The sequence below is a fragment of the Phenylobacterium sp. GW823-FHT02A09 genome (assembly GCF_058797775.1).
Window position 1 is genome coordinate 319,567 of the sequence record NZ_JBXAJZ010000002.1, and the last position, 20,495, is coordinate 340,061.

Genomic DNA, 20,495 nt, shown 5'->3' on the forward strand with positions numbered 1-20,495 from the left:
AAGGGCCGAAAGCCGGCCCCCGCCGATCCCTAGCCGCCGGGCGAGGGCTTCAGCGCCGTCTCGGCGATGCGCCACTTGCGCTGCTCGTCGCTGGAGCCGGGGACGTTGTTGACCCGGCGCAGGTTCACGTCGCCCTTCATGTTGACCGGCGCGCCGGTCTTCAGCTGGCCGTAGATCACCACCGGCACGCTGACGAACAGCGAGCCGGCGCCGCCCTCGATGTCGCCGGGGGCGCCGATCTGGGCATTGTAGCTCGCGTACTTGTCGAAGCTGGCGGTGAAGGCCTGCTGGGTCATGCCGCTGGCCTTGCCGCCGTCGCTCCAGAGCTTCCAGGCGTCGGCGTACTTCTTCTCGCCGATCAGGGCGTAGTAGGTCTGCACGACATTGGCCGCGCCCTGGGCGCTGTCGGGCGTGAAGGGACCTTCCGAGATCGGGGTCTTGTCGTCGGGCAGGCCGCCGGGGCTGCCGGGCGGCGGCGGGGCGACCGGCGCGGCCGCCGGCTCGGGCGCCTTGCAGTTGACGCCTGGGGCGCTCGCGATGTCCTCGCCGGCCGCCAGCGGGCTGAGCTGAGCCTGGGTCATGCCCTTGGTCCACCACTGGACGCCGTCGCCGGTGTAGCGCGCGCCGCTGGCCGAAATGGCGATCTTCAAGGTGCGGCTCTTGCCGTCGACCTCGACGAGCGCGGTGTCGGTGTCCGGATAGCTGGCCCGCACGGTGCGACCGTCCTCGCAGGCATAGGTGATCACCGGCGCGGCCGGGGCGGCCGCCTTCGCCGGCGCCTGGGCCTGTTCGGCCGGCTTGCTGCAGGCCGCCAGTCCAAGTCCCGCCATCACCGCCACCGCGGCCAGATGCTGAAGATTCGCCACTCCGAAGTTCCCTCTGTTGTTCGGCTTCGCCATAGCGTGCGACCGGGCTTCGCGTTCCCTGGGAGGCGTTTGACAACGATAACGGCAACACGTTGTAGCTAGACTTGACCGCCGCGGGCTTGACTCCCGCCCCCCCGACCTCAAGAAACCGCCCCAAATCAATTGGCTCAGGAGTTTTCGATGACCGTTCGCGTCGCCATCAATGGGTTCGGCCGTATCGGCAGGCTGGTCCTGCGTTCGATCGTCGAGCATGGCCGCAAGGACATCGAGGTCGTCGCGATCAACGACCTGGGCCCGGTCGAGACCAACGCCCACCTGCTGCGCTACGACAGCGTCCACGGCCGCTTCCCGGGCAACGTCGTCGTCAACGGCGACACCATCGACGTCGGCTTCGGCCCGATCAAGGTCACCGCGATCCGCGATCCGAAGGACCTGCCGCACAAGGATCTGGGCGTCGACATCGCGCTCGAGTGCACCGGCCTGTTCACCACCAAGGAAAAGGCTTCGGCCCACCTGGAAGCCGGCGCCAAGCGCGTGATCGTCTCGGCCCCGTGCGACAACGCCGACAAGACCATCGTCTACGGCGTCAACCACCAGACCCTGACCAAGGACGACCTGGTCATCTCGAACGCCTCGTGCACCACCAACTGCCTGGCGCCGGTCGCCAAGGTCCTGCACGAACTGGCCGGCATCGAGCGCGGCTACATGACCACGATCCACTCCTACACCGGCGACCAGCCGACGCTGGACACCATGCACAAGGACCTCTACCGCGCCCGCGCCGCGGCGATGTCCATGATCCCGACCTCGACCGGCGCCGCCAAGGCCCTGGGCCTGGTGATCCCGGAACTGCAGGGCAAGCTGGACGGTTCGTCGATCCGCGTCCCGACCCCGAACGTCTCGGTCGTGGACCTGACCTGGGTCGCCGGCCGCAAGATCACCAAGGAAGAGATCAACGAGGCGCTGACCGCCGCGGCCAACGGCCCGCTGAAGGGCGTGCTGGCCGTGACCAACGAGCCGCTGGTGTCGATCGACTTCAACCATGAAGCCGCCTCGTCGACGGCCGCCCTGGCCCAGACCCAGGTGATCGACGGCACCCTCGGCCGCGTGCTGTCGTGGTACGACAACGAGTGGGGCTTCTCGACCCGCATGAGCGACACCGCCATCGCGCTGGCGAAGCTGATCTAAGACCCTCGCGACGGGCGCCATCCACAAGGTGGCGCCCGTTTCGCATTTCGAACCTGTCGCACCCCAGGCGCGCCCGCCGGGGTGAGCGGAGATATTTTGATGGCCTTCAAGACTCTCGACGACGCCGACCTGGCCGGCCAACGCGCCCTGGTCCGCGTGGACATCAACGTCCCCATGGCCGAGGGCAAGGTCACCGACGACACCCGCCTGCGGGCCATCCTGCCGACCATCGCCAAGCTGCGCGCCGGCGGCGCCAAGGTCATCCTGCTGGCCCATTTTGACCGGCCCAAGGGCAAGGTCGTTCCCGAAATGAGCCTGAAGCCGCTGGCCCAGCCGCTGGCCGACCTGCTGGACGCCCCGGTGGCGTTCGCGGCCGACTGCGTCGGCGAGGCCGCCAAGGCCGCGGTCGACGGCCTGAAGAACGGCGACGTGCTGCTGCTGGAGAACGTCCGCTTCCACCCGGGCGAGGAAAAGAACGATCCGGAGTTCGCGAGGGCGCTGGCCGCCAACGGCGACCTCTATGTCAACGACGCCTTCTCGGCGGCGCACCGCGCCCACGCCTCGACCGAAGGCGTCGCCCGGCTGCTGCCGGCCTATGCCGGCGAGCAGATGCGCCGCGAGCTGGACGCCCTGGAAGCCGCGCTCGGCGCGCCCAAGCGCCCGGTGCTGGGCATCGTCGGCGGCTCGAAGGTCTCGACCAAGCTCGACCTCCTGAACAACCTGGTGACCAAGCTGGACCGCCTGTCGATCGGCGGCGGCATGGCCAACACTTTCCTGGCCGCGCAAGGGATCGACGTCGGCGCCTCGCTCTGCGAGCACGACCTGGCCGACACCGCCCGCGAGATCATGGCCAACGCGCAGAAGGCCGGTTGCGAGCTGCTGCTGCCGATCGACGTGGTCACCGCCGAGGAAGTGAAGCCGGGCGCCGCGTCCAACGTGCGCGAGCTTGACGCCGTCCAGCCGGGCGACCGCATCCTCGACGCCGGCCCCAAGACCCTGGCCAAGCTGATCGCGGCCATGGACATCTCGAGCACCCTGATCTGGAACGGGCCGCTGGGCGTGTTCGAGGTGCCGCCCTTCGACGTCGCCACCATGGCGGCGGCCAAGCATGCGGCGGATTTGGCCAAGAGCGGCAAGCTGGTGGCCGTGGCCGGCGGCGGTGATACAGTCGCGGCTCTTAACGCGGCGGGCCGCGCCGACGATTTCACGTTCGTCTCGACGGCGGGCGGCGCGTTTCTTGAATGGATGGAAGGCAAGGAGCTGCCCGGAGTGGCGGCCCTGACCAATTAAACTTTAGAACTACGGAGGGCAGGGCATGGCCCGGGTTACTTTGAGACAGCTTCTGGATCACGCGGCCGAGCACGGCTATGGGGTCCCGGCGTTCAATATCAACAATATGGAACAGGCGCTGGCGATCATGGAGGCCGCCGAGGCCACCGACTCGCCGGTGATCATGCAGGCCTCGCGCGGGGCCCGCTCCTACGCCAACGACATCGTGCTGAAGCACCTGATCGACGCGATGGCGGAAATGTATCCGCACATCCCGATCTGCATGCACCAGGACCACGGCAACAACGAAGCCACCTGCGCCACGGCGATCCAGTACGGATTCACCTCGGTGATGATGGACGGCTCGCTGAAGGCCGACGGCAAGACCCCGGCCGACTACGACTACAACGTCACGGTCACCAAGAACGTGGTCGACATGGCCCACTGGGTCGGCGCCTCGGTCGAGGGCGAACTGGGCGTGCTGGGTTCGCTGGAAACCGGCATGGGCGAGAAGGAAGACGGCCACGGCTTCGAGGGCAAGCTCGGCCATGACCAGCTGCTGACCGATCCCGACCAGGCGGTCGACTTCGTGAAGGCCACCCAGGTCGACGCCCTGGCCATCGCCATGGGCACCAGCCACGGCGCCTACAAGTTCACCCGCAAGCCGGACGGCGACGTCCTGGCGATGAACGTGATCGAAGAGATCCACCGCCGCCTGCCCAACACCCACCTGGTGATGCACGGCTCCTCGTCGGTGCCGCAGGACCTGCAGGACATCATCAACGAGTTCGGCGGCGAGATGCCCCAGACCTGGGGCGTGCCGGTCGAAGAGATCCAGCGCGGCATCAAGCACGGCGTGCGCAAGATCAACATCGACACCGACAACCGGATGGCGATGACCGGCGCGATCCGCAAGCTGTTCGCCGAGAAGCCGGGCGAGTTCGACCCGCGCAGCTATCTGAAGCCGGCCAAGGAAGCCATGCGCAAGGTCTGCGTCCAGCGCTTCGAGGAGTTCGGCACCGCCGGCCACGCCAGCTCGATCAAGGCGATCCCGCTGTCGGACATGGCCAAGCGCTACGCCTCGGGCGAACTGGCCCCGAAGATCGGCGTCAGCCGCCAAGCGGCCGAATAGGCCGATCGGCATAGACGACCCGCAGAGCCGCCGCCTCGCCCGAGGCGGCGGCTTTTGCATGTCTGGGAACCTTGCAGCCCCGCCGCCGATTGGAGGGGCATGCGCCGGATGTGGACCCTTTTCGCCCTGATGGCCGCCCTGGCGGCGATCGCCGCGCTGGGCGGCTGGACGCTCTACGCCAGCTCGCGCCTCGGCTATGGCTGGGAGGGCCTTGGCCAAGTGCTGATCTTCGTGGTCGCCGCGCTGGTCGCGGTGGGCGGCCTGACCGCCGGGCTGATGTGGCTGGCGTTCTATTCGGCCCGCCACGGCTATGACGAGCCCTACGACGTCAACAAGCCCCGCGGCGGCCGGCGCTAGATCCTTTGGCGGCTAGTCGTCGACGTTCGCCCCCCGCATCTCGCGCACGAAGATGTAGCCGATCACCACGGTCGCCGCGGCGATGACGACCGGATACCAGAGCCCGAAATAGATGTTGCCGGTCGCCGCCACCATGGCGAAGGCGGTGGTCGGCAGGAAGCCGCCGAACCAGCCGTTGCCGATGTGGTAGGGCAGGCTCATCGAGGTGTAGCGGATACGGGCCGGGAACATCTCGACCAGGGCCGCGGCGATGGGGCCGTAGACCATGGTCACATACAGCATCAGCAGGAACAGCAGGCCCACGACCATCGGTCGGTTGATCTGCGCCGGATCGGCCTTGGACGGATAGCCCGCCTCGTGCAGGGCGGCGTTGAGCTCCTTGACCCAGGCGTCGCGGGCGACCTTGAACTGCGCCGTGTCCATGCCGGCGGCGTCGAGGCCCTCGAGGCCCCGCTCGCCGATCATCACGAAGGTGGTTTCCGACCGCGGCGTGGCCTCGACGCTGTCATAGGACACCCCGGCGTTGGCGAGCGCGGCGCGGGCCACGTCGCAGCCGCTGGTGAACACCTGCTTGCCGACCGGGTCGAACTGAACGTGGCAGGTGGCCGGATTGGCGATCAGCACCACGGGCGCGCGGGCGGTCGCGTGGGCCAGGGCCGGATTGGCGGCCTCGGTCAGCGCCTTGAAGATCGGGAAATAGGTCAGCGCCGCCAGCAGACAGCCGGCCAGGATGATCGGCTTGCGGCCGATCTTGTCCGAGAGCCAGCCGAACACCACGAAGAACGGGGTGCCGAGGATCAGTGCGAAGGCGACCAGGGTGTTGGTCGTCGGCCCGTCGACCTTCAGCGTCTTTTCCAGGAAGAACAGCGCGTAGAACTGGCCGGTGTACCAGACCACCGCTTGGCCGGCGGTGAGCCCGACCAGGGCCAGCAGCACGATCTTCAGATTCGACCACTGGCCGAACGACTCGGCCAGGGGCTTCTTCGAGGTCTTGCCCTCGTCGACCATCTTCTGGAACACGGGGCTCTCGTTGAGCTTGAGCCGGATCCACAGCGAGACGGCCAGCAGGATCGCCGAAACCAGGAACGGGATGCGCCAGGCCCAGGCCTTGAACACCTCCTCGCCGGTCAGCGAGCGCACCGCCAGGATGACGATCAGGCTGAGGAACAGGCCAAGCGTCGCGGTGGTCTGGATCCAGCTGGTGTAGAGGCCGCGCTTGCCGGGCGGGGCGTGCTCGGCGACGTAGGTGGCCGCGCCGCCGTACTCGCCGCCGAGCGCCAGGCCCTGGATCAGCCGCATGACGATCAGCAGCGCCGGGGCGGCGACGCCGATCTGATCATAGCCGGGCAGCAGGCCGACCGCGAAGGTCGACAGCCCCATCAGCAGCATGGTCACCAGGAAGGTGTTCTTGCGGCCCCAGAGGTCGCCCAGGCGGCCGAAGACGATGGCCCCGAACGGACGCACCGCGAATCCGGCGGCGAAGGCCAGCAGGGCGAAGATGTAGCCGGTGGTCTCATTGACCCCCGAGAAGAAGTGCTGGGTGATGAAGCCGGCCAGCGAGCCGTAGAGGTAGAAGTCGTACCACTCGAAGACCGTGCCGGCCGAGGCCGCGCCGATCACCATGCGGTTCTTCTTCTTCGTGACGACGCCGTCGTCCGCGACCGCTTCGGCCATGCTCGCTCCCCCTTATCGTTGCGGGGAGCCTAGCGGGATCAGTCCTCTAGTGTCATCCCGGAAGCTGCGCAGCAGCTGTCCGGGATCCATGAACACTCAATGTGATCAGAAGCGCACCGTCAGCCCCGTTCGGCAAGACGGCGCGAATGGGTCCCGGTCTTGCTGCGCAAACCGGAATGACACCCTGGGCTTAGTGCCCCTCGCCGCCTTCGAGTTCGCCGAGCGCGCTCTGCAGGTAGTTCGGTTCGCCGAGGGTGCGGACCAGGTTCAGCTGCGTCTCGAGGAAGTCGATGTGCTCCTCGGTGTCGCTGAGAATCTCGCGCAGGATCTCGCGGGTCGCGTAGTCGCCGGTGGCCTCGCACTCGCGGATGCCTTCGATCTGGTCGACGCGGCCGGCGACTTCGACGGCGAGGTCGGAGGCCAGGCATTCCGGCACGGTCTCGCCGATCTTCAGCTTGTGCAGGTCCTGCAGGTTGGGCAGGCCTTCGAGGAACAGGATGCGCTTGATGAGCTTGTCGGCGTGCTTCATCTCGCCGATGGATTCATCGTAGGTGATCTTGCCGAGACGGGCGTAGCCCCAGTCCTGGTACATGCGCGCATGCAGGAAATACTGGTTAACCGCGGTCAGCTCATTGGTGAGCACCGCGTTCAGCCGCCGGATGATCGCTTTGTCGCCCTTCATGAGGACCTCCTCGAATCCACTTCGAGGGGCAAACTCTTCCCCGGGACGAATTTAGTCAAAGCCTATGTTTGCAAGTAATTCCGCGTTTCGTTCGCAAGCTTACGAACGGGGTGCGAAGACCTATTCGGCCGCGTAGCGCATCGCCTCGCCGTGCTCGCCGATCATCTTGCGCATGTCGCAGACGCAGCGGGCGCATTGGGCTTGGGAGTCGCAGGCGCGGAAGACCTCGGCCGGACGCGAGGCCCCTGCTTCGATGGCGGCGCGGACTTCGCGCTCGCGGATGCCGTTACAATTGCAGACGTACAAGGCGGTCTAACTCCCGACGACGAGGCTTTGTACCAAATGCGAACGTCGTTGCAACTCATTTGCAACTCTTGGGCCGACTCCGCCAGGGGTGCGACGCGCGGCCGTTTGTCGCTGGACGCGCGCGCGGCTAGAAGGCGGCCATGACCGCCGAATGCCGCCTCTATCTGATCACCCCGCCCAAACTCGACGACCTGGCCGCGTTCGGGCGGACTTTGGCCCAAACCCTGGACGCCGGCGACGTCGCCGCGCTGCAGATCCGGCTGAAGGACGCGGACGACGCGGCCATCGCCGCGGCGGTCGACGTGATCCTGCCGATCGCCCAGGCGCGCGGCGTGGCGGTGATCCTCAACGACCGGCCGGACCTGGCCGCGCGGCTCGGCTGCGACGGGGTGCATGTCGGCCAGTCGGACACGCCCTACGCCGAGGCGCGCAAGATCATGGGCCGCGAGGCGATGATCGGGGTGACCTGCCACGACAGCCGCCACCTGGCGATGGAGGCGGCCGAGGCGGGCGCCGACTACGTGGCGTTCGGGGCCTTTTTCCCGACCACGACCAAGGACGCCCCGACCCGGGCCGAGCCGGAGATCCTGACCATCTGGCAGGAGACCATGGAGGTTCCGTGCGTGGCCATCGGCGGGATCACCGCCGACAACGCCGAAGGGCTGGTCAAGGCGGGCGCGGATTTCCTGGCCGTCTCGGCCGGAGTCTGGGCCCATCCGCAAGGCCCCGCCGCGGCGGTTCAGGCGCTGGAAGCGGCGATCGCGCGAGGCCTCGCGGCGCGCGGCTGACTATTCGGGCGGGCCGTCCTCGTACTCGGGCAGTCCGGGGGGCGTATGGACGAACGGATGGCGCGTGGCCGTGAAGACCATGCGCTGCGGCGCGGGAAGGTCCTGGCCCGCGAAGCAGCCACCGGCCAGGCCGACGATGTCCTCCTCGTCGTCGATCGCCCACCAGAGGCTGGTCCCGCAGCGGACGCAGCGGTGGAAGACGGCCGACGCGTCGGGCGCCCGGAAGGTGTCGCTGGCCCCCGTCCGCGCCACGATCTGATCTGGCCGCACATAGACGGTGACGCCGAAGAAACTGCCGGTCCGGCGCTGGCAACGGGTGCAGGCGCAACTCGAGACCAGCACCGGATCGCCGGCGATCGTGGCCGAAAGATCACCGCAAAAGCAGCGGCCCGTGCGCGTCGTCTGGTGCGTCATGTGACCACGATAGGCCAGACGCCTTGCCTTGCGCGAGCCCGGACACTAGTTTCCGCGGCTTCTTTCGCCCGAGATCATTGACACCGTGAGCACTCAGACCGCCCTCCTGAAGGTGATGAGCGACGCCGCCCGCAAGGCGGCCCGCGGCCTCAACCGCGACTTCGGCGAGCTCGGCGAGCTGCAGGTGTCGCGCAAGGCTCCGGCCGACTTCGTCTCGGCCGCCGACATCAAGGCCGAACAGACCATCTTCGAAGCCCTGGAAAAGGCCCGCCCCGGCTACAGCTTCATGGGCGAGGAGCGCGGCCTGATCGAGGGCACCGACAAGACCCACACCTGGATCGTCGACCCGCTCGACGGCACCACCAACTTCCTGCACGCGATCCCGCACTTCGCGATCAACATCGCGCTGGAGCGCGAGGGCGTGGTGGTCGCGGCGGTGACCTACAACCCGGTCACCAACGAGCTGTTCTGGGCCGAGAAGGGCAAGGGCTGCTTCGTCAACGACAAGCGCCTGCGCGTCGCCGGCCGCAAGCACCTGGACGAGTCGGTGCTGGGCACCGGCATCCCGTTCCTGGGCCACGGCCAGCACGCGCGGTTCCTGAAGGAGCTGCACCAGATCAGCCAGCGCGTCGCCGGCGTGCGCCGCTTCGGCGCCGCCTCGCTGGACCTGGCCTATGTGGCCGCCGGCCGCCTGGACGGGTTCTGGGAACGCGACCTGAAGCCCTGGGACATGGCCGCGGGCGTGCTGTTGATCACCGAGGCCGGCGGCAAGGTGACCAACGCCGACGGCGGCGACGACATCATGGGCTCGGGCTCGATCTGCGCGGCCAATCTCGAACTGCACCCGATGCTGCTCGAAAAGCTCAAGGCGGCCGCCTAGGTTTCGAACTCAGAGGCGAAGTCCCGCGTGGCGTCGGCGATGAAGCCCTCGCCCGCGGGCGCCCCCGCCCGATCCGTCCGGTACTTCAGGAACAGCTGCTCGAAGCCGCCTGGATGGAAGCTGACCAGCAGCTCCACCTCCTCCGTCGAGATATTGGCGTAGCCATGGCGCACGCCGGGCGGCACGCGCACGAAGTCTCCGGCCCGTAAGGTGGTCACCGTGTCGTCCAGCAGGAACTCCAAGGTCCCGCGACGGACGTAGAAGGTTTCCTCGATCGCCCCGTGCCGATGCGGGCCATAGTTCTGAGTCGGCGAGCCATCGCCGGCGGCCACGATCCACTCCATCAGCGAATAGCGCCCGCCGGTGTCGCGCCCCGACACCAGAATGCGGCCACGATCGACCCCGTCTTCGAACGGGACGCCTCCCTGCGTGTCGACGATCCGGTTTTCCATGACCCGAGGCTAGCGCATGTTGACGGAAACGTCGCCTTGGGCGGCTAGATCAACCTCATGACCATAGACCGCCGCACCTTCTGCGCTACCGCCGCCGCCCTCATCACCACGCCCGCCATGGCCGCAGACGCCCGTAAGCCCAACGTCATCGCCCACCGCGGCGCCAGCGGCGAGCGGCCCGAGCACACGCCGATGGCCTATCGGCTGGCGGTCGACGAAGGCGCCGACTTCATCGAGCCGGACCTGGTGCTGACCAAGGACGGCCACCTGGTGGTGCGCCACGAGAACGAGATCGCCGGCACGACCGACGTCGCCGCCCGTCCCGAATTTGCGAGCCGCAAGACCGCCAAGGTCATCGACGGCCAGACGGTCGAGGGCTGGTTCACCGAGGACTTCACCCTCGCCGAGCTGAAGACCCTGCGCGCCCGCGAGCGGCTGCCGCAGCTGCGCCCGGCCAGCGCCGCGTTCGACGGCCGCGAGGCGATCCCGACGTTCCAGGAGGTTGTCGCCCTGGCCAAGGCCGAGAGCAGCCGCACCGGCCGCGTCATCGGCGTCTATCCCGAGATGAAGCACCCGGCCTATTTCGCCTCCGTCGGGCTGCCGATCGAGGCGCGGCTGGCCCAGGCGCTGAAGGACGCCGGCCTGGACGCCGAGGACGCGCCGGTGTTCGTGCAGTGCTTCGAGGTCCAGCCGCTGAAGACCTTCAAGACCCTGTCCAAAGCCCGCCGCGTGCAGCTGGTCGGGGCCGAGACGCCGGGCATGGTCAGCACTGATGGCCTGAAGCAGATCGCGAGCTACGCCCAGGGCGTGGGTCCCGACTGGTCGCTGGTGATCCCGACGGCCAGCGGCGAGCTGGGCCCGCCGACGCCGCTGGTCGCCCAGGCTCGGGCGCTGGGGCTGGAGGTGCATCCCTGGACCGTGCGGGCCGAGAACCGCTTCCTGCCGGCAAGCCTGCGCAAGGGCGAGGATCCGGCCGCGCACGGCGACGCGGGCGCGGTGCTGAAGGCGCTCTATGGCGCGGGGGTGACCGGCGTCTTCAGCGACTTCCCCGGGTTGGCGGTGAAAGCGCGGGGGTGACGCCTTCTGGTTGCTCCCCCAGCGGGGGAGGAATTGTCCGATCAGGCCGCCACGTCGCCGAACTGCAGGGCCGCGAGGCGGGCGTATAGGCCGCCGGTGGCGATCAGTTCGGCGTGGGTGCCCTGCTCCACGACCTTGCCGCCGTCCATGACCACGATGCGGTCGGCCTTGAGCACGGTGGCCAGGCGGTGGGCGATGACCAAGGTGGTGTGGCCGACCATGGCGTCCTCGAGCGCGCGCTGGACCAGGCGCTCGTTTTCGGCGTCGAGGGCGCTGGTGGCCTCGTCGAGCAGCAGGATCGGGGTTTCGCGGATCAGCGCGCGGGCGATGGCCAGGCGCTGGCGCTGGCCGCCTGACAGGCTGCGGGCGCGGTCGCCGAGCGGGGTGTCGAAGCCCTGAGGCAGGGCGTCGAGGAAGCCCTCGGCCTGGGCCGCACGGGCGACGGCGCGGACGTCCTCGGGACTGGCGTCGAGCCGTCCGAAGCGGATGTTGTCGGACGGCGAGCCGGAGAACAACGGCGAGTCCTGCGAGACCAGCGCCATCCGGGCGCGCACCTGCGCCGGATCGGCCTCACGCAGGTCGACGCCGTCGAGGCGGATCGTCCCGCTGAGCGGATCGTAGAAGCGCAGCAGCAGCCGGAAGACGGTGCTCTTGCCCGAGCCCGACGGGCCGACCAGGGCGACGGTCTCGCCCGGCGCGATGTGCAGCGAGAAGCCGTCAAGGGCCAGGGCGTCAGGGCGGGCCGGATAGGCGAAGCGGACGTCTTCGAAGGCGATCTCGCCGCGGGCCGGCTGCGGCAGCGCCTTGGGCTGAGCCGGGGCGGCGATGGTCGGGGTCGCGGCGAACAGCTCGGAGACCCGCTCCATGGCGCCGGCCGCCTTCTGCACGTCGCCCCAGGTCTCGCCCAGCGCCCCGACTGAGCCGGCGGCCATCACGGCCAGGAACGCGAACTGGAAGAGCGCGCCCCAGGTCATCTCGCCGCGCAGGCCGGCATGCACGCCGAGCCAGAAGATGAACACCACGCCGCCGAACACCAGGCCGATGACGAGGGCGGTCATGATCGCCCGCGCGGTCATTCGGCGCAGCGAGGTGCGGAACGAGGCTTCGACCGCCTCGCCGAAGGTGGCCGCGCCCGCGCCCTCGCGACCGAACGCCTGGACGGTCTCGAGCGCGTCGAGCGTCTCGCCGGCGTGGCCGACGGCGGAGGCGAACTGGTCCTGGGTCGAGGTGGTCAGCTTGCGCACCCGCTTGCCGTAGAGAAACAGCGGCGCGAGCACGAACGGGAACAGGGCGACGACCAGGCCGGTCAGCTTGGGGCTGACGATGACCAGCAGCACCAGCGCCCCGATCAGGGTCAGCAGGTTGCGCAGCGCCACGGAGATCGAGGTCGAGAGCAGGCTCTCGACGATCTGGATGTCGGTGGTGAGGCGCGAGAGCACCTCGCCGGTGCGGGTCTTGGCGAAGAACGGCTGGTCGAGGGTCAGAATGTGGGCGTAGGCGCCCTTGCGCAGGTCGGCGGTGATCCGCTCGCCCAGCTTGGTGACGAAGAAGTAGCGCAGGGCGCTGGAGGCGGCGAGCGCCAGGGCCACGCCGCCGATCAGCCAGAACCGCGGAGCGACGCTGGCGTCGGTGGCGCCGGGCGCGGTCAGGTGGTCGACCAGCAGCCGCACGGCGCCCGACAGACCCAAGGTCGAGGCCGCCGCAGTGATCAGGAACAGGCCGGCCCAGGCGGTGTCGCCCTTGTGGCGGGCCAGATACGGGGCCAGGGCGCGCAGGGCCCCGACGTTGCGGCTGCGGGTCCGGCGCTGGGCGGCTTCGCTCAGATCCTGCGCCATGGCGGCGCCGGCGCTGGGCCGTCCTTCGACAGGGGCCTCGGCGGCCAAATCACTCATGGAAACTAGCGCCCTTGCTCTTACCGCGCCTTTTCCTGTATACGCGCGGCTTCCTTCGCGCCCGCCCTTGCGGCGGACCGTGAACTTTCTGCCGCTCCTTTACGTCGGTTGCCCTCGCGATGAAACAAGACACCCACCCGGACTACCATTTCATCACGGTCGTGATGACCGACGGTTCGAGCTATCAGACCCGCTCGACCTACGGCAAAGAGGGCGCGACCCTGAACCTGGACATCGACCCGAAGACGCACCCGGCGTGGACGGGCGGCAACCAGACGCTGCTGGACCGCGCTGGCCGCGTGTCGCGCTTCAACGCCAAGTTCGGCGCCTTCACCCGCAAGTAAGACGTGCGGCGCGCTGCGGCGCGCCCGTCGAACTCGGCGAGCAGATACGAAAACGCCGCGCAGCCCGCGCGGCGTTTTTGCTGTGCGTGGACCACTAGTCCGCTCATCCCGGCGAAGGCCGGGACCAAGCGGACTTGCAGACATGAAAACAGCGCTCCAGCCGGGCCGAAGCGCTGCTTGGGTCCCGGCCTTCGCCGGGATGAGCGGGGTTGGACTCAGGCCCCGAAGGCGGCCTGCAGGCGACCGAACTGGGACAGCACCGGGTTGGCGTCCTCCGGCTCGCTCTCTTCGATGTACATGCGGCGGTCCAGGTGGCGGACGCGCTCGTAGAGCCGCTCGGAGCGGTCGAGCAGCACGAGCAGGCCGGCCGGAAGGTCTTCGGTGGTGGCGCCGCGGCAGATGTCCTCGGCCCCGAGGCGGTAGCGGTCCTCGCGGGCGCTCTCCGGCGGCATGTCGCCTTCGCGCACGGCTCGCTGAACCAAGAGCCAGGAGGCGACCTGCATCAGGCGGGTGGTGAGCCGCATGCTTTCGCCGGCATAGGCCAGGGCGGCGCTGCGCGAGAGCAGCTTGGATTCCTGACGACCCGAGCCGTCGAGGTAACCGGCGGTCTCCTCGACCAGGTCCATGCCTTCCTGGAAGGTGCGGTCGAACAGCTCGGATCGCGCAAAGTCGGCGATCACGTCAGCGCGCCAGGCGCCGCTCGGCGCAAATCCTTCGGTCATGACAGCACTCAGCCTCTAAAATCCTCGCCCGCAGGTGTCTGCGGCTTCGGCGGCGGAGGTCTGCAACCCCCATGCCAGACGTAAACACCCTTATCGATGACCCGCGTTTACGTTCGGTTATCCGTAAGCGGGAGTCAGCTTGGCTTTGAAAATAGCGCGTCGGCCGCGGCCCTGCCCGAGTGCTTACGCTCAATCTGGGCACGACAGCGGTCGATCTCGGCCTGGAGCGTTTCGATGCGCTCGTTGAGCTCGGCGACGCCGTACAGCTCAAGATCCTCGCGAATGGCTTCGGCCAGACGCTGCCCGCGCTGGACCCGGGAATTTACCGGTTCATCCATCGAAGACCTCCCATTGCCAGATCCGTTCCGGCGTCTATCTGGGAGACTACGCTGAAAACCTGCCGGAGGGCGCCCCTGTGACCGAGACCATGACCGCTATCGCTGTGGAGGGCGGGCGAGGACCTGCGGAAAACCTCCGGGCCGAGACCATCGCGCGGCCGCAGCCCGGCCCCGGCCAGATCCTCATCAAGGTCGAGGCCGCGGGCGTGAACCGTCCCGACCTGGCGCAACGCATCGGCGCCTATCCGCCGCCGCCCGGCGCGCCCGAGACCCTGGGCCTGGAGGTCGCCGGCGAGGTGGTGGTCGGGACCGGCCGCTGGAAGGCCGGCGACAAGGTCTGCGCGCTGCTCGGCGGCGGCGGCTACGCCGAATATGCAGTGGTCGATGCGCGCCACGCCCTGCCGATCCCGCAGGGCCTGAGCGCGCTGGAGGCCGCGGCGCTTCCCGAGACCGTGTTCACGGTCTTCGCCAATGTGTTCGAGCATGGGAGCCTGAAGGCCGGCGAGACGCTGATGGTCCACGGCGCGACGTCCGGGATCGGGACAACGGCGATACAGATGGCCAAGGCGGCCGGGGCCAAAGTGATCGCCACCGGCCGCGGCGCGGGCAAGGCGGCCGAGGCGAAGAAGCTCGGCGCCGACGTCAGCGTCGACGTGACCAGCGAGGACTTCGCCGAAGTCGCCAAGGCGCACGGCGGGGTCGACGTGATCCTCGACATGGTCGGCGGCGACTATTTCGCCAAGGGCCTGGATGCTCTGAAGACCGGCGGGCGGATCGTGTTCATCGCCGCCCAGGGCGGCGGCGAGGTGGCGCTGCCGATCTTCCGGCTGATGATGAAGCGCGCGGTGGTCACCGGGTCGACCTTGCGCCCGCGCGACGCCGACGAGAAGGCGCGGCTGACCGCGGCGGTGGAGGCGACCGTCTGGCCGTGGATCGCGGCCGGCAAGCTGAAGCCGCAGATCGACAAGACCTTCCCGCTGGACGAGGCCGGCGCGGCCCACGCCTATCTCGAAGGCGGCGCGCACGTCGGCAAGGTCATGCTGACCACCGGCGGCTGAGTCGGAGTTCTAGGATGCGGCATGGCGGCGGGCGGAGCGCCCGCCGCCATTGCGGAATGTTTGCAGAACATCGATAGGGGCGGCGTCCCGCTCCACGAAATCCCTGTCCGGTAACGGTAAGGCGCCCGCCTGCGGCCACGAAATCCGTTGACGATAGGGAAACCCTCCCTCACGATTTGGCCAATTGATCGCGGGCGTCCGCCACAGCTTCAAGGCTGTGGTTTGGCGTCCTCATAATGGCGGCTGCGCAGCATTGATCGCGCGGCGGGAGGAAAAATTGGTCGACGGCCCATCCAAGCCGAACACGTTCGCGTGCGCCGAAGGTCCGAGCGCCCGCGCATGAGCGACTCTCGACCACCTCTGAGCCTGGCCACCAAGCTGTTCTACGCGGTCGGCGCCGTCGCCAACGCCGTGAAGCTGCGCGGGCTCTCGACCTTCCTGATGCTGTTCTACAATCAGGTCGTGGGGCTGCCGCCGACGACGGTGACCTTCGTCCTGATGATCGCCCTGGTGTTCGACGCCATCGTCGATCCGCTGGTCGGCCAGGTCTCCGACAACTTCAAGTCCCGGCTCGGCCGCCGCCATCCGTTCATGTACGCCGCAGCGATCCCGGTCACGGTGGCGTTCTACATGCTGTGGAACCCGCCGTCGGGCCTGAGCGACGGCCAGATGGTCGGCTATCTGCTGGCCTGCCTGCTGACCGTGCGGCTGTTCGACACCTTCTTCGAGCTGCCGCACTCGACCCTCGCGCCGGAACTGGCCAAGGACTACGACGAGCGCACCAAGCTGCTCTCGCTGCGCATGCTGTTCGCGGTGATCGGCGGCCTGGGCATGACGGTCCTCGCCTATCAGGTTTTCCTCAAGGAGAACCCCGACGGCACCGGCGGCGTGCTGGCCCGCGACGGCTACTTCTCCTACTCGCTCTGCGCCTCTGCGCTGATCTTCGTCTGCATCCTGCTGTCGACGGCGGGCACCCAGAACCAGATCCCCTATCTGCGCCAGGCGCCGAACCGCAAGATCACCTTCAAGGCGATGGCCAAGGAGGTCGCCGCCACGCTGAACAACCGCGCCTTCGTCATCGCCACGATCACCGGGATGTTCGTGGCCATCGCCGTGGGCGCCCGCAACGCGCTGGAGATCTATTTCGGCCTCTATTTCTGGGAGCTGACCCAGACGCAGCTCGCCGGGCTGGTCACGGTCAGCGTCGTCGGTTCGGCGATCGGCGTGGTCGCCTCGCCGCAGATCGCCAAGCGGATGGGCAAGAAGCACGGCGCGATCCTGATGTTCGCCAGCGCGCTGCTGGTCGGGGTCAGCCCGGTCGTCGCCCGCCTGTTCGGGGTCATGCCGGCCAACGGCACCGGTCTGCTCTACGGCCTGCTGGTCGTCGAGACGGTGATCAACACCGCGCTCGCCGGCGCCACCGGCGTGCTGCTGGTCTCGCTGGTCGCCGACGTGATCGAGGACGCCGAGGTCAAGACCGGGCGCCGCTCGGAAGGCCTGCTGATGAGCGCCGACAACCTGTTCAAGAAGCTGGTCTCGGGCGTCGGGGTGTTCATCTCCGGCTCGGTGTTGGCGATCATCGCCTTCCCCGAGAACGCCAAGCGCGGCCAGGTCGACCCCGAGATCATCCACAACATGGGCCTGATCTACCTGCCGGTGATCGGGGTGCTGTTCGGGCTCGGGATCGTGAGCCTCAGCTTCTTCAACATCGACAAGGCCAAGCACGAGGACAACCTCGCCCGCCTGGCCGAGCGGTCCGGCGCGCCCAGCCAGGCCCCCGAACCCGACCCGGCGCCCGAGCCCCCGGCCGCATCGCCGCAGCCCTTCAAAGCCTGACCTTAAGTCCAGGATCCACGACATGACCGACGCCGCCGCCGGCCTGCCGCCACGCCCGCCCATCACGTTCACGACCAAGGCCCTCTATGGCCTTGGCGCGGCCGCCAACATCATCAAGCAGCGCGGCATCACGACCTTCCTGCTGCTGTTCTACAACCAGGTCGTGGGCCTGCCGCCGGCCATGGTGTCGACGGCGATCATGATCGCGCTGATCTTCGACGCCTTCGTCGATCCGATGGTCGGGCAGATCTCGGACAACACCCGCAGCAAGTGGGGCCGCCGCCACCCGTTCATGTACGCCGCGGCCCTGCCGGTCGCGATCGCCTTCTACATGATCTGGAACCCGCCGGTCGGCTGGGAGGACGAGGCGCTGTTCGGCTACATGCTGGTCTGCCTGCTGGTCATCCGGCTGTTCGACACCTTCTTCGAACTACCCTCGTCGGCGCTGCTGGCCGAGCTGACCAGCGACTACGACCAGCGCACCAGCATGATCGCCATCCGCTCGTTCTGCGGCGTGGCCGGCGGCCTGATCATGCAGCTGCTGGTCTACCAGGTGTTCCTCAAGAAGAACGCCGACGGCACCGGCGGCCTGCTGTCGCGCGACGGCTGGCAGACCTATTCGATCGTCGCGGCGATCACGATCTTCACGATCATCCTGATCTCGTCGCGGGCGACCCACCACCAGATCCCCTATCTGCGTCAGCCTCCGAAGCGGAAGATCACCATCCGCGCCATGGTGCGCGAGGTCGGCGCCACCCTGAACAACCGCTCGTTCGTCGCGCTGACGATCTCGGGCATGTTCATGAACGTCTCGCTCGGCCTGAAGACCGCGCTGGAGCTCTATTTCAACCTCTACTTCTGGGGCCTGACCCAGGGCCAGCTGGCGATCCTGACCGTCACCGGTGTGGTCGCCAGCGTGATCGGCGTCGTCGCCGCCCCGAAGGTCGCCGCCAAGCTCGGCAAGAAGCTGGCCGCCATCACCATGTTCTTCGGCGCGGTGATCGCCCTGCTGCTGCCGATCGGCCTGCGGATCATGGGCCTGATGCCCGAGAACGGCACCAACCTGCTGTTCGGCATCCTGATCATCGACTTCATGGCCAACGGCGCCATGGCGATCATGACCGGGGTCATGCTGCAGTCGATGATCGCCGACGTCGTCGAGGACAGCGAGGTCAAGACCGGGCGCCGCTCCGAGGGGCTGCTGTTCTCCGCCGACAACCTGTTCAAGAAGATTGTCTCCGGGGTCGGGGTCTTCACCTCCGGCGTGCTGCTGGCCTATGTCGCCTTCCCGCAGGGCGCCAAGCCGGGCGAGGTCGATCCCGAGCTGCTGCGCAACCTGGCGCTCATCTACCTGCCGACGATCGGCGGCTTCTACGCGATCGCCATCACCTGCCTGTTCCTCTACCGGATCGACAAGACCACCCACGAGGAGAACCTGCGCAAGCTGCAGGAGGGCGCCGTCGAGGTCCGCACCACCGACGCCCAGATCGAGGGCGCCAGCCCTGCCGCCACCGGCCCGGCCGGCGACCTGAGCCCGGTCGCGCCCAAGGCCTGACGCCCGCGCCGCGCCGCCTTCCGCGGTGGCGGCGACCGACCTCTTCATCCCCTCGCGACGCTCGTCGCGGGGGGATTTTCTTTCTGGCGAATAGGCGCTTGCCAGCGCCCCGATCATACCGAATATTCGAAGCCGTGACGTCCGCGGCGGAGATCGCGGCGCGCCTGCCAGGGAGGAGCGCATGGGCCAGGCCCAAGCGGCGGACGGACGCCTGAGCGTCGGGTCCAAGATGTTCTACGGCGTCGGCTCGGTCGCCTTCGGGGTCGCCACGCTCGGCCTCTCCTCGGCGGTGCTGCAGCCCTATCTGAACCGGGTGATCGGCCTGCCCGCGCTGTGGGTCGGCACGGCGATCATGGCCACCCTGATCCTCGACGCCTTCATCGACCCGGCGATCGGCCAGTGGTCGGACAAGCTGCGCACGCGCTGGGGCCGCCGCCACCCGCTGATGTACGCCGCCGCCCCGCTGGTGGCGCTGGCCTGCATCGGGTTCTGGAACTCGCCGGCCGACTGGCCGCCGGAGAGCATCGGGCTCTACCTGATCGGCATGCTGGTCGTGCTGCGGATCTGCGTCAGCCTCTACGAGGTGCCGAGCCAGGCCCTGGCCCCGGAGCTAACGTCCGACTACCACCAGCGCACCAGCCTGTTCAGCTACCGGTTCTTCTTCGGGGTGATCGGCGGGTTCGGGATGAACGTCGTGCTCTACCAGGTCTTCCTGAGCCCGGAGAACGGCGGGATCCTCAATCGGGACGGCTATGCGCAGTACGGGATCCTCGCCGGGCTGGTGATGGCCGCCTCGATCCTGGTCTCCTCGCTCGGGACGCATCGGCACATTCCGCAGCTGGCGGCGCCGCCCGAGCGCCAGGCCAGCCTGGGCCAACTGCTGCGCGAGATCGGCGGCACGCTGTCCAACCGCTCGCTGGTGGTGGTGATGACCTCCGGCCTCTGCTCGGGCGTGGCGGCGGGCATGACCAACGCGCTCAGCCAGTACTTCTATCTGGAGTTCTGGGGGCTCAGCGCCGCCAACATCTCGATGTTGGCCCTGGCCTCGGTGCTGGCCTCGGTGTCCGGCGTGGCGATCGCCGCCCCGGCCTCGAAGGCGTTCGGCAAGAAGGCCGCGATGCTCGGCCTGTTCAGCGTTTCGACGGTCACCGCCTCAGCCCCGATCCTGCTGCGGCTGTTGCACGTGATGCCCCCGAACCATTCGCCGTGGGTGTTCGCCATCCTCTGGATCGACGCCTTCGTCGCCACCACCCTGGCCATCGCCGGCTACATCATCATCTCCTCGATGATCGCCGACATCGTCGAGGACGCCGCGGTCCGAACGGGCGTGCGCTCCGAGGGGCTGCTGTTCGCGGCCAACGGCCTGCTGCCCAAGTTCACGGCCGGCATCGGCGTGTTCTTAAGCGGCCTGCTGCTGACCTTCGTGGCCTTCCCGACCCATGCGCCGGCCGGTTCGGTCGGCCCGGACATCATGCGCCAGCTGGCGCTGATCTACCTGCCGATCACCTTCGGGATGAACATGCTCTCGATCCTGGTGCTGATCTTCTACCGCATCGACCGCGAGACCCATGAGCGCAACGTCGCGGCGCTGGCCGGTGAGAAAACCGTCGGCGACGAAGGCCAGCCGCCGCAGGCCGAGCCGGTGATCGCCAGCGCAGGTTGAGA

At 68.2% G+C, this 20,495-nt stretch carries 21 protein-coding genes; 12 read left to right on the forward strand and 9 right to left on the reverse strand.

Annotated features, from left to right (window positions below):
• Positions 1-29 precede the first annotated feature (29 nt).
• Positions 30-866 (reverse strand): MliC family protein, encoded by an 837-nt coding sequence (locus AC1Q87_RS08725; protein WP_492608573.1) that lies wholly within the window; start codon positions 864-866, stop codon positions 30-32.
• 180 nt (positions 867-1,046) lie between these two features.
• Here AC1Q87_RS08725 and gap point away from each other — a divergent pair, with 180 nt between their 5' ends.
• The 4 genes from gap to AC1Q87_RS08745 all read left to right on the forward strand — a co-directional run bounded on the left by gap (position 1,047) and on the right by AC1Q87_RS08745 (position 4,812).
• Entirely contained in the window at positions 1,047-2,054 is a 1,008-nt protein-coding gene (gene gap / locus AC1Q87_RS08730; RefSeq protein WP_492608574.1) for a type I glyceraldehyde-3-phosphate dehydrogenase, read from the forward strand.
• 99 nt (positions 2,055-2,153) lie between these two features.
• Positions 2,154-3,344, forward strand: coding sequence for a phosphoglycerate kinase (locus AC1Q87_RS08735; RefSeq protein ID WP_492608575.1), 1,191 nt, complete (start codon positions 2,154-2,156; stop codon positions 3,342-3,344).
• Between the two features lie 25 nt (positions 3,345-3,369).
• Positions 3,370-4,455 carry a class II fructose-bisphosphate aldolase gene (gene fba, locus AC1Q87_RS08740; protein WP_492608576.1) on the forward strand — a complete coding sequence of 362 codons (1,086 nt, stop codon included), beginning with the start codon at positions 3,370-3,372 and terminating at the stop codon, positions 4,453-4,455.
• 108 nt (positions 4,456-4,563) lie between these two features.
• A complete protein-coding gene (locus AC1Q87_RS08745) occupies positions 4,564-4,812 on the forward strand; it encodes a hypothetical protein (RefSeq protein ID WP_492608577.1) in 249 nt (82 codons plus the stop codon).
• A gap of 12 nt (positions 4,813-4,824) precedes the next feature.
• Here AC1Q87_RS08745 and AC1Q87_RS08750 read toward each other — a convergent pair whose 3' ends face one another.
• The 3 genes from AC1Q87_RS08750 to AC1Q87_RS08760 all read right to left on the reverse strand — a co-directional run bounded on the left by AC1Q87_RS08750 (position 4,825) and on the right by AC1Q87_RS08760 (position 7,474).
• Positions 4,825-6,486, reverse strand: a complete 1,662-nt coding sequence (locus AC1Q87_RS08750; protein WP_492608578.1) for an MFS transporter — start codon at positions 6,484-6,486, stop codon at positions 4,825-4,827.
• Between the two features lie 190 nt (positions 6,487-6,676).
• A complete protein-coding gene (gene bfr / locus AC1Q87_RS08755) occupies positions 6,677-7,168 on the reverse strand; it encodes a bacterioferritin (RefSeq protein ID WP_183771426.1) in 492 nt (163 codons plus the stop codon).
• A 120-nt stretch (positions 7,169-7,288) separates the two neighbouring features.
• Positions 7,289-7,474 carry a (2Fe-2S)-binding protein gene (locus AC1Q87_RS08760; protein WP_492608579.1) on the reverse strand — a complete coding sequence of 62 codons (186 nt, stop codon included), beginning with the start codon at positions 7,472-7,474 and terminating at the stop codon, positions 7,289-7,291.
• A 140-nt stretch (positions 7,475-7,614) separates the two neighbouring features.
• Here AC1Q87_RS08760 and thiE point away from each other — a divergent pair, with 140 nt between their 5' ends.
• A complete protein-coding gene (gene thiE / locus AC1Q87_RS08765) occupies positions 7,615-8,262 on the forward strand; it encodes a thiamine phosphate synthase (RefSeq protein ID WP_492608580.1) in 648 nt (215 codons plus the stop codon).
• On the opposite strand, the gene AC1Q87_RS08770 is transcribed toward thiE, so the two are convergent.
• Positions 8,263-8,676 carry a GFA family protein gene (locus AC1Q87_RS08770; RefSeq protein WP_492608581.1) on the reverse strand — a complete coding sequence of 138 codons (414 nt, stop codon included), beginning with the start codon at positions 8,674-8,676 and terminating at the stop codon, positions 8,263-8,265.
• An 85-nt stretch (positions 8,677-8,761) separates the two neighbouring features.
• On the opposite strand from AC1Q87_RS08770, the gene AC1Q87_RS08775 reads away from it, so the two are divergent.
• Positions 8,762-9,556, forward strand: a complete 795-nt coding sequence (locus AC1Q87_RS08775; RefSeq protein ID WP_492608582.1) for an inositol monophosphatase family protein — start codon at positions 8,762-8,764, stop codon at positions 9,554-9,556.
• Here AC1Q87_RS08775 and AC1Q87_RS08780 read toward each other — a convergent pair.
• Positions 9,553-10,008 carry a cupin domain-containing protein gene (locus tag AC1Q87_RS08780; protein WP_492608583.1) on the reverse strand — a complete coding sequence of 152 codons (456 nt, stop codon included), beginning with the start codon at positions 10,006-10,008 and terminating at the stop codon, positions 9,553-9,555. The two genes, AC1Q87_RS08775 and AC1Q87_RS08780, sit on opposite strands and share 4 nt — an antisense overlap.
• 57 nt (positions 10,009-10,065) lie before the next feature.
• Between AC1Q87_RS08780 and AC1Q87_RS08785 the strand changes: the two genes are divergently transcribed.
• Positions 10,066-11,085, forward strand: coding sequence for a glycerophosphodiester phosphodiesterase (locus tag AC1Q87_RS08785; protein WP_492608584.1), 1,020 nt, complete (start codon positions 10,066-10,068; stop codon positions 11,083-11,085).
• Positions 11,086-11,126: 41 nt separating this feature from the next.
• On the opposite strand, the gene AC1Q87_RS08790 is transcribed toward AC1Q87_RS08785, so the two are convergent.
• Positions 11,127-12,977 carry an ABC transporter transmembrane domain-containing protein gene (locus AC1Q87_RS08790; RefSeq protein ID WP_492608585.1) on the reverse strand — a complete coding sequence of 617 codons (1,851 nt, stop codon included), beginning with the start codon at positions 12,975-12,977 and terminating at the stop codon, positions 11,127-11,129.
• A gap of 119 nt (positions 12,978-13,096) precedes the next feature.
• Between AC1Q87_RS08790 and rpmE the strand changes: the two genes are divergently transcribed.
• On the forward strand, positions 13,097-13,321 hold the full coding sequence (gene rpmE, locus AC1Q87_RS08795; RefSeq protein ID WP_293404218.1) for a 50S ribosomal protein L31: 225 nt from the start codon (positions 13,097-13,099) through the stop codon (positions 13,319-13,321).
• Positions 13,322-13,536: 215 nt separating this feature from the next.
• On the opposite strand, the gene rcdA is transcribed toward rpmE, so the two are convergent.
• Both rcdA and AC1Q87_RS08805 read right to left on the reverse strand, forming a co-directional pair.
• The gene (gene rcdA / locus AC1Q87_RS08800; RefSeq protein WP_183771414.1) at positions 13,537-14,043 is read right to left on the reverse strand and encodes a protease adaptor protein RcdA; all 507 of its coding nucleotides are present in this window, start codon (positions 14,041-14,043) and stop codon (positions 13,537-13,539) included.
• 134 nt (positions 14,044-14,177) lie between these two features.
• The gene (locus AC1Q87_RS08805) at positions 14,178-14,381 is read right to left on the reverse strand and encodes a DUF1192 domain-containing protein (protein WP_492608586.1); all 204 of its coding nucleotides are present in this window, start codon (positions 14,379-14,381) and stop codon (positions 14,178-14,180) included.
• A 77-nt stretch (positions 14,382-14,458) separates the two neighbouring features.
• Between AC1Q87_RS08805 and AC1Q87_RS08810 the strand changes: the two genes are divergently transcribed.
• The 4 genes from AC1Q87_RS08810 to AC1Q87_RS08825 all read left to right on the forward strand — a co-directional run bounded on the left by AC1Q87_RS08810 (position 14,459) and on the right by AC1Q87_RS08825 (position 20,493).
• Positions 14,459-15,439, forward strand: a complete 981-nt coding sequence (locus AC1Q87_RS08810; protein ID WP_492608587.1) for an NAD(P)H-quinone oxidoreductase — start codon at positions 14,459-14,461, stop codon at positions 15,437-15,439.
• A 339-nt stretch (positions 15,440-15,778) separates the two neighbouring features.
• Entirely contained in the window at positions 15,779-17,275 is a 1,497-nt protein-coding gene (locus AC1Q87_RS08815) for an MFS transporter (RefSeq protein ID WP_492608588.1), read from the forward strand.
• Positions 17,276-17,297: 22 nt separating this feature from the next.
• Entirely contained in the window at positions 17,298-18,830 is a 1,533-nt protein-coding gene (locus AC1Q87_RS08820) for an MFS transporter (protein WP_492608589.1), read from the forward strand.
• A gap of 181 nt (positions 18,831-19,011) precedes the next feature.
• A complete protein-coding gene (locus AC1Q87_RS08825; protein ID WP_492608590.1) occupies positions 19,012-20,493 on the forward strand; it encodes an MFS transporter in 1,482 nt (493 codons plus the stop codon).
• Positions 20,494-20,495 lie beyond the last annotated feature (2 nt).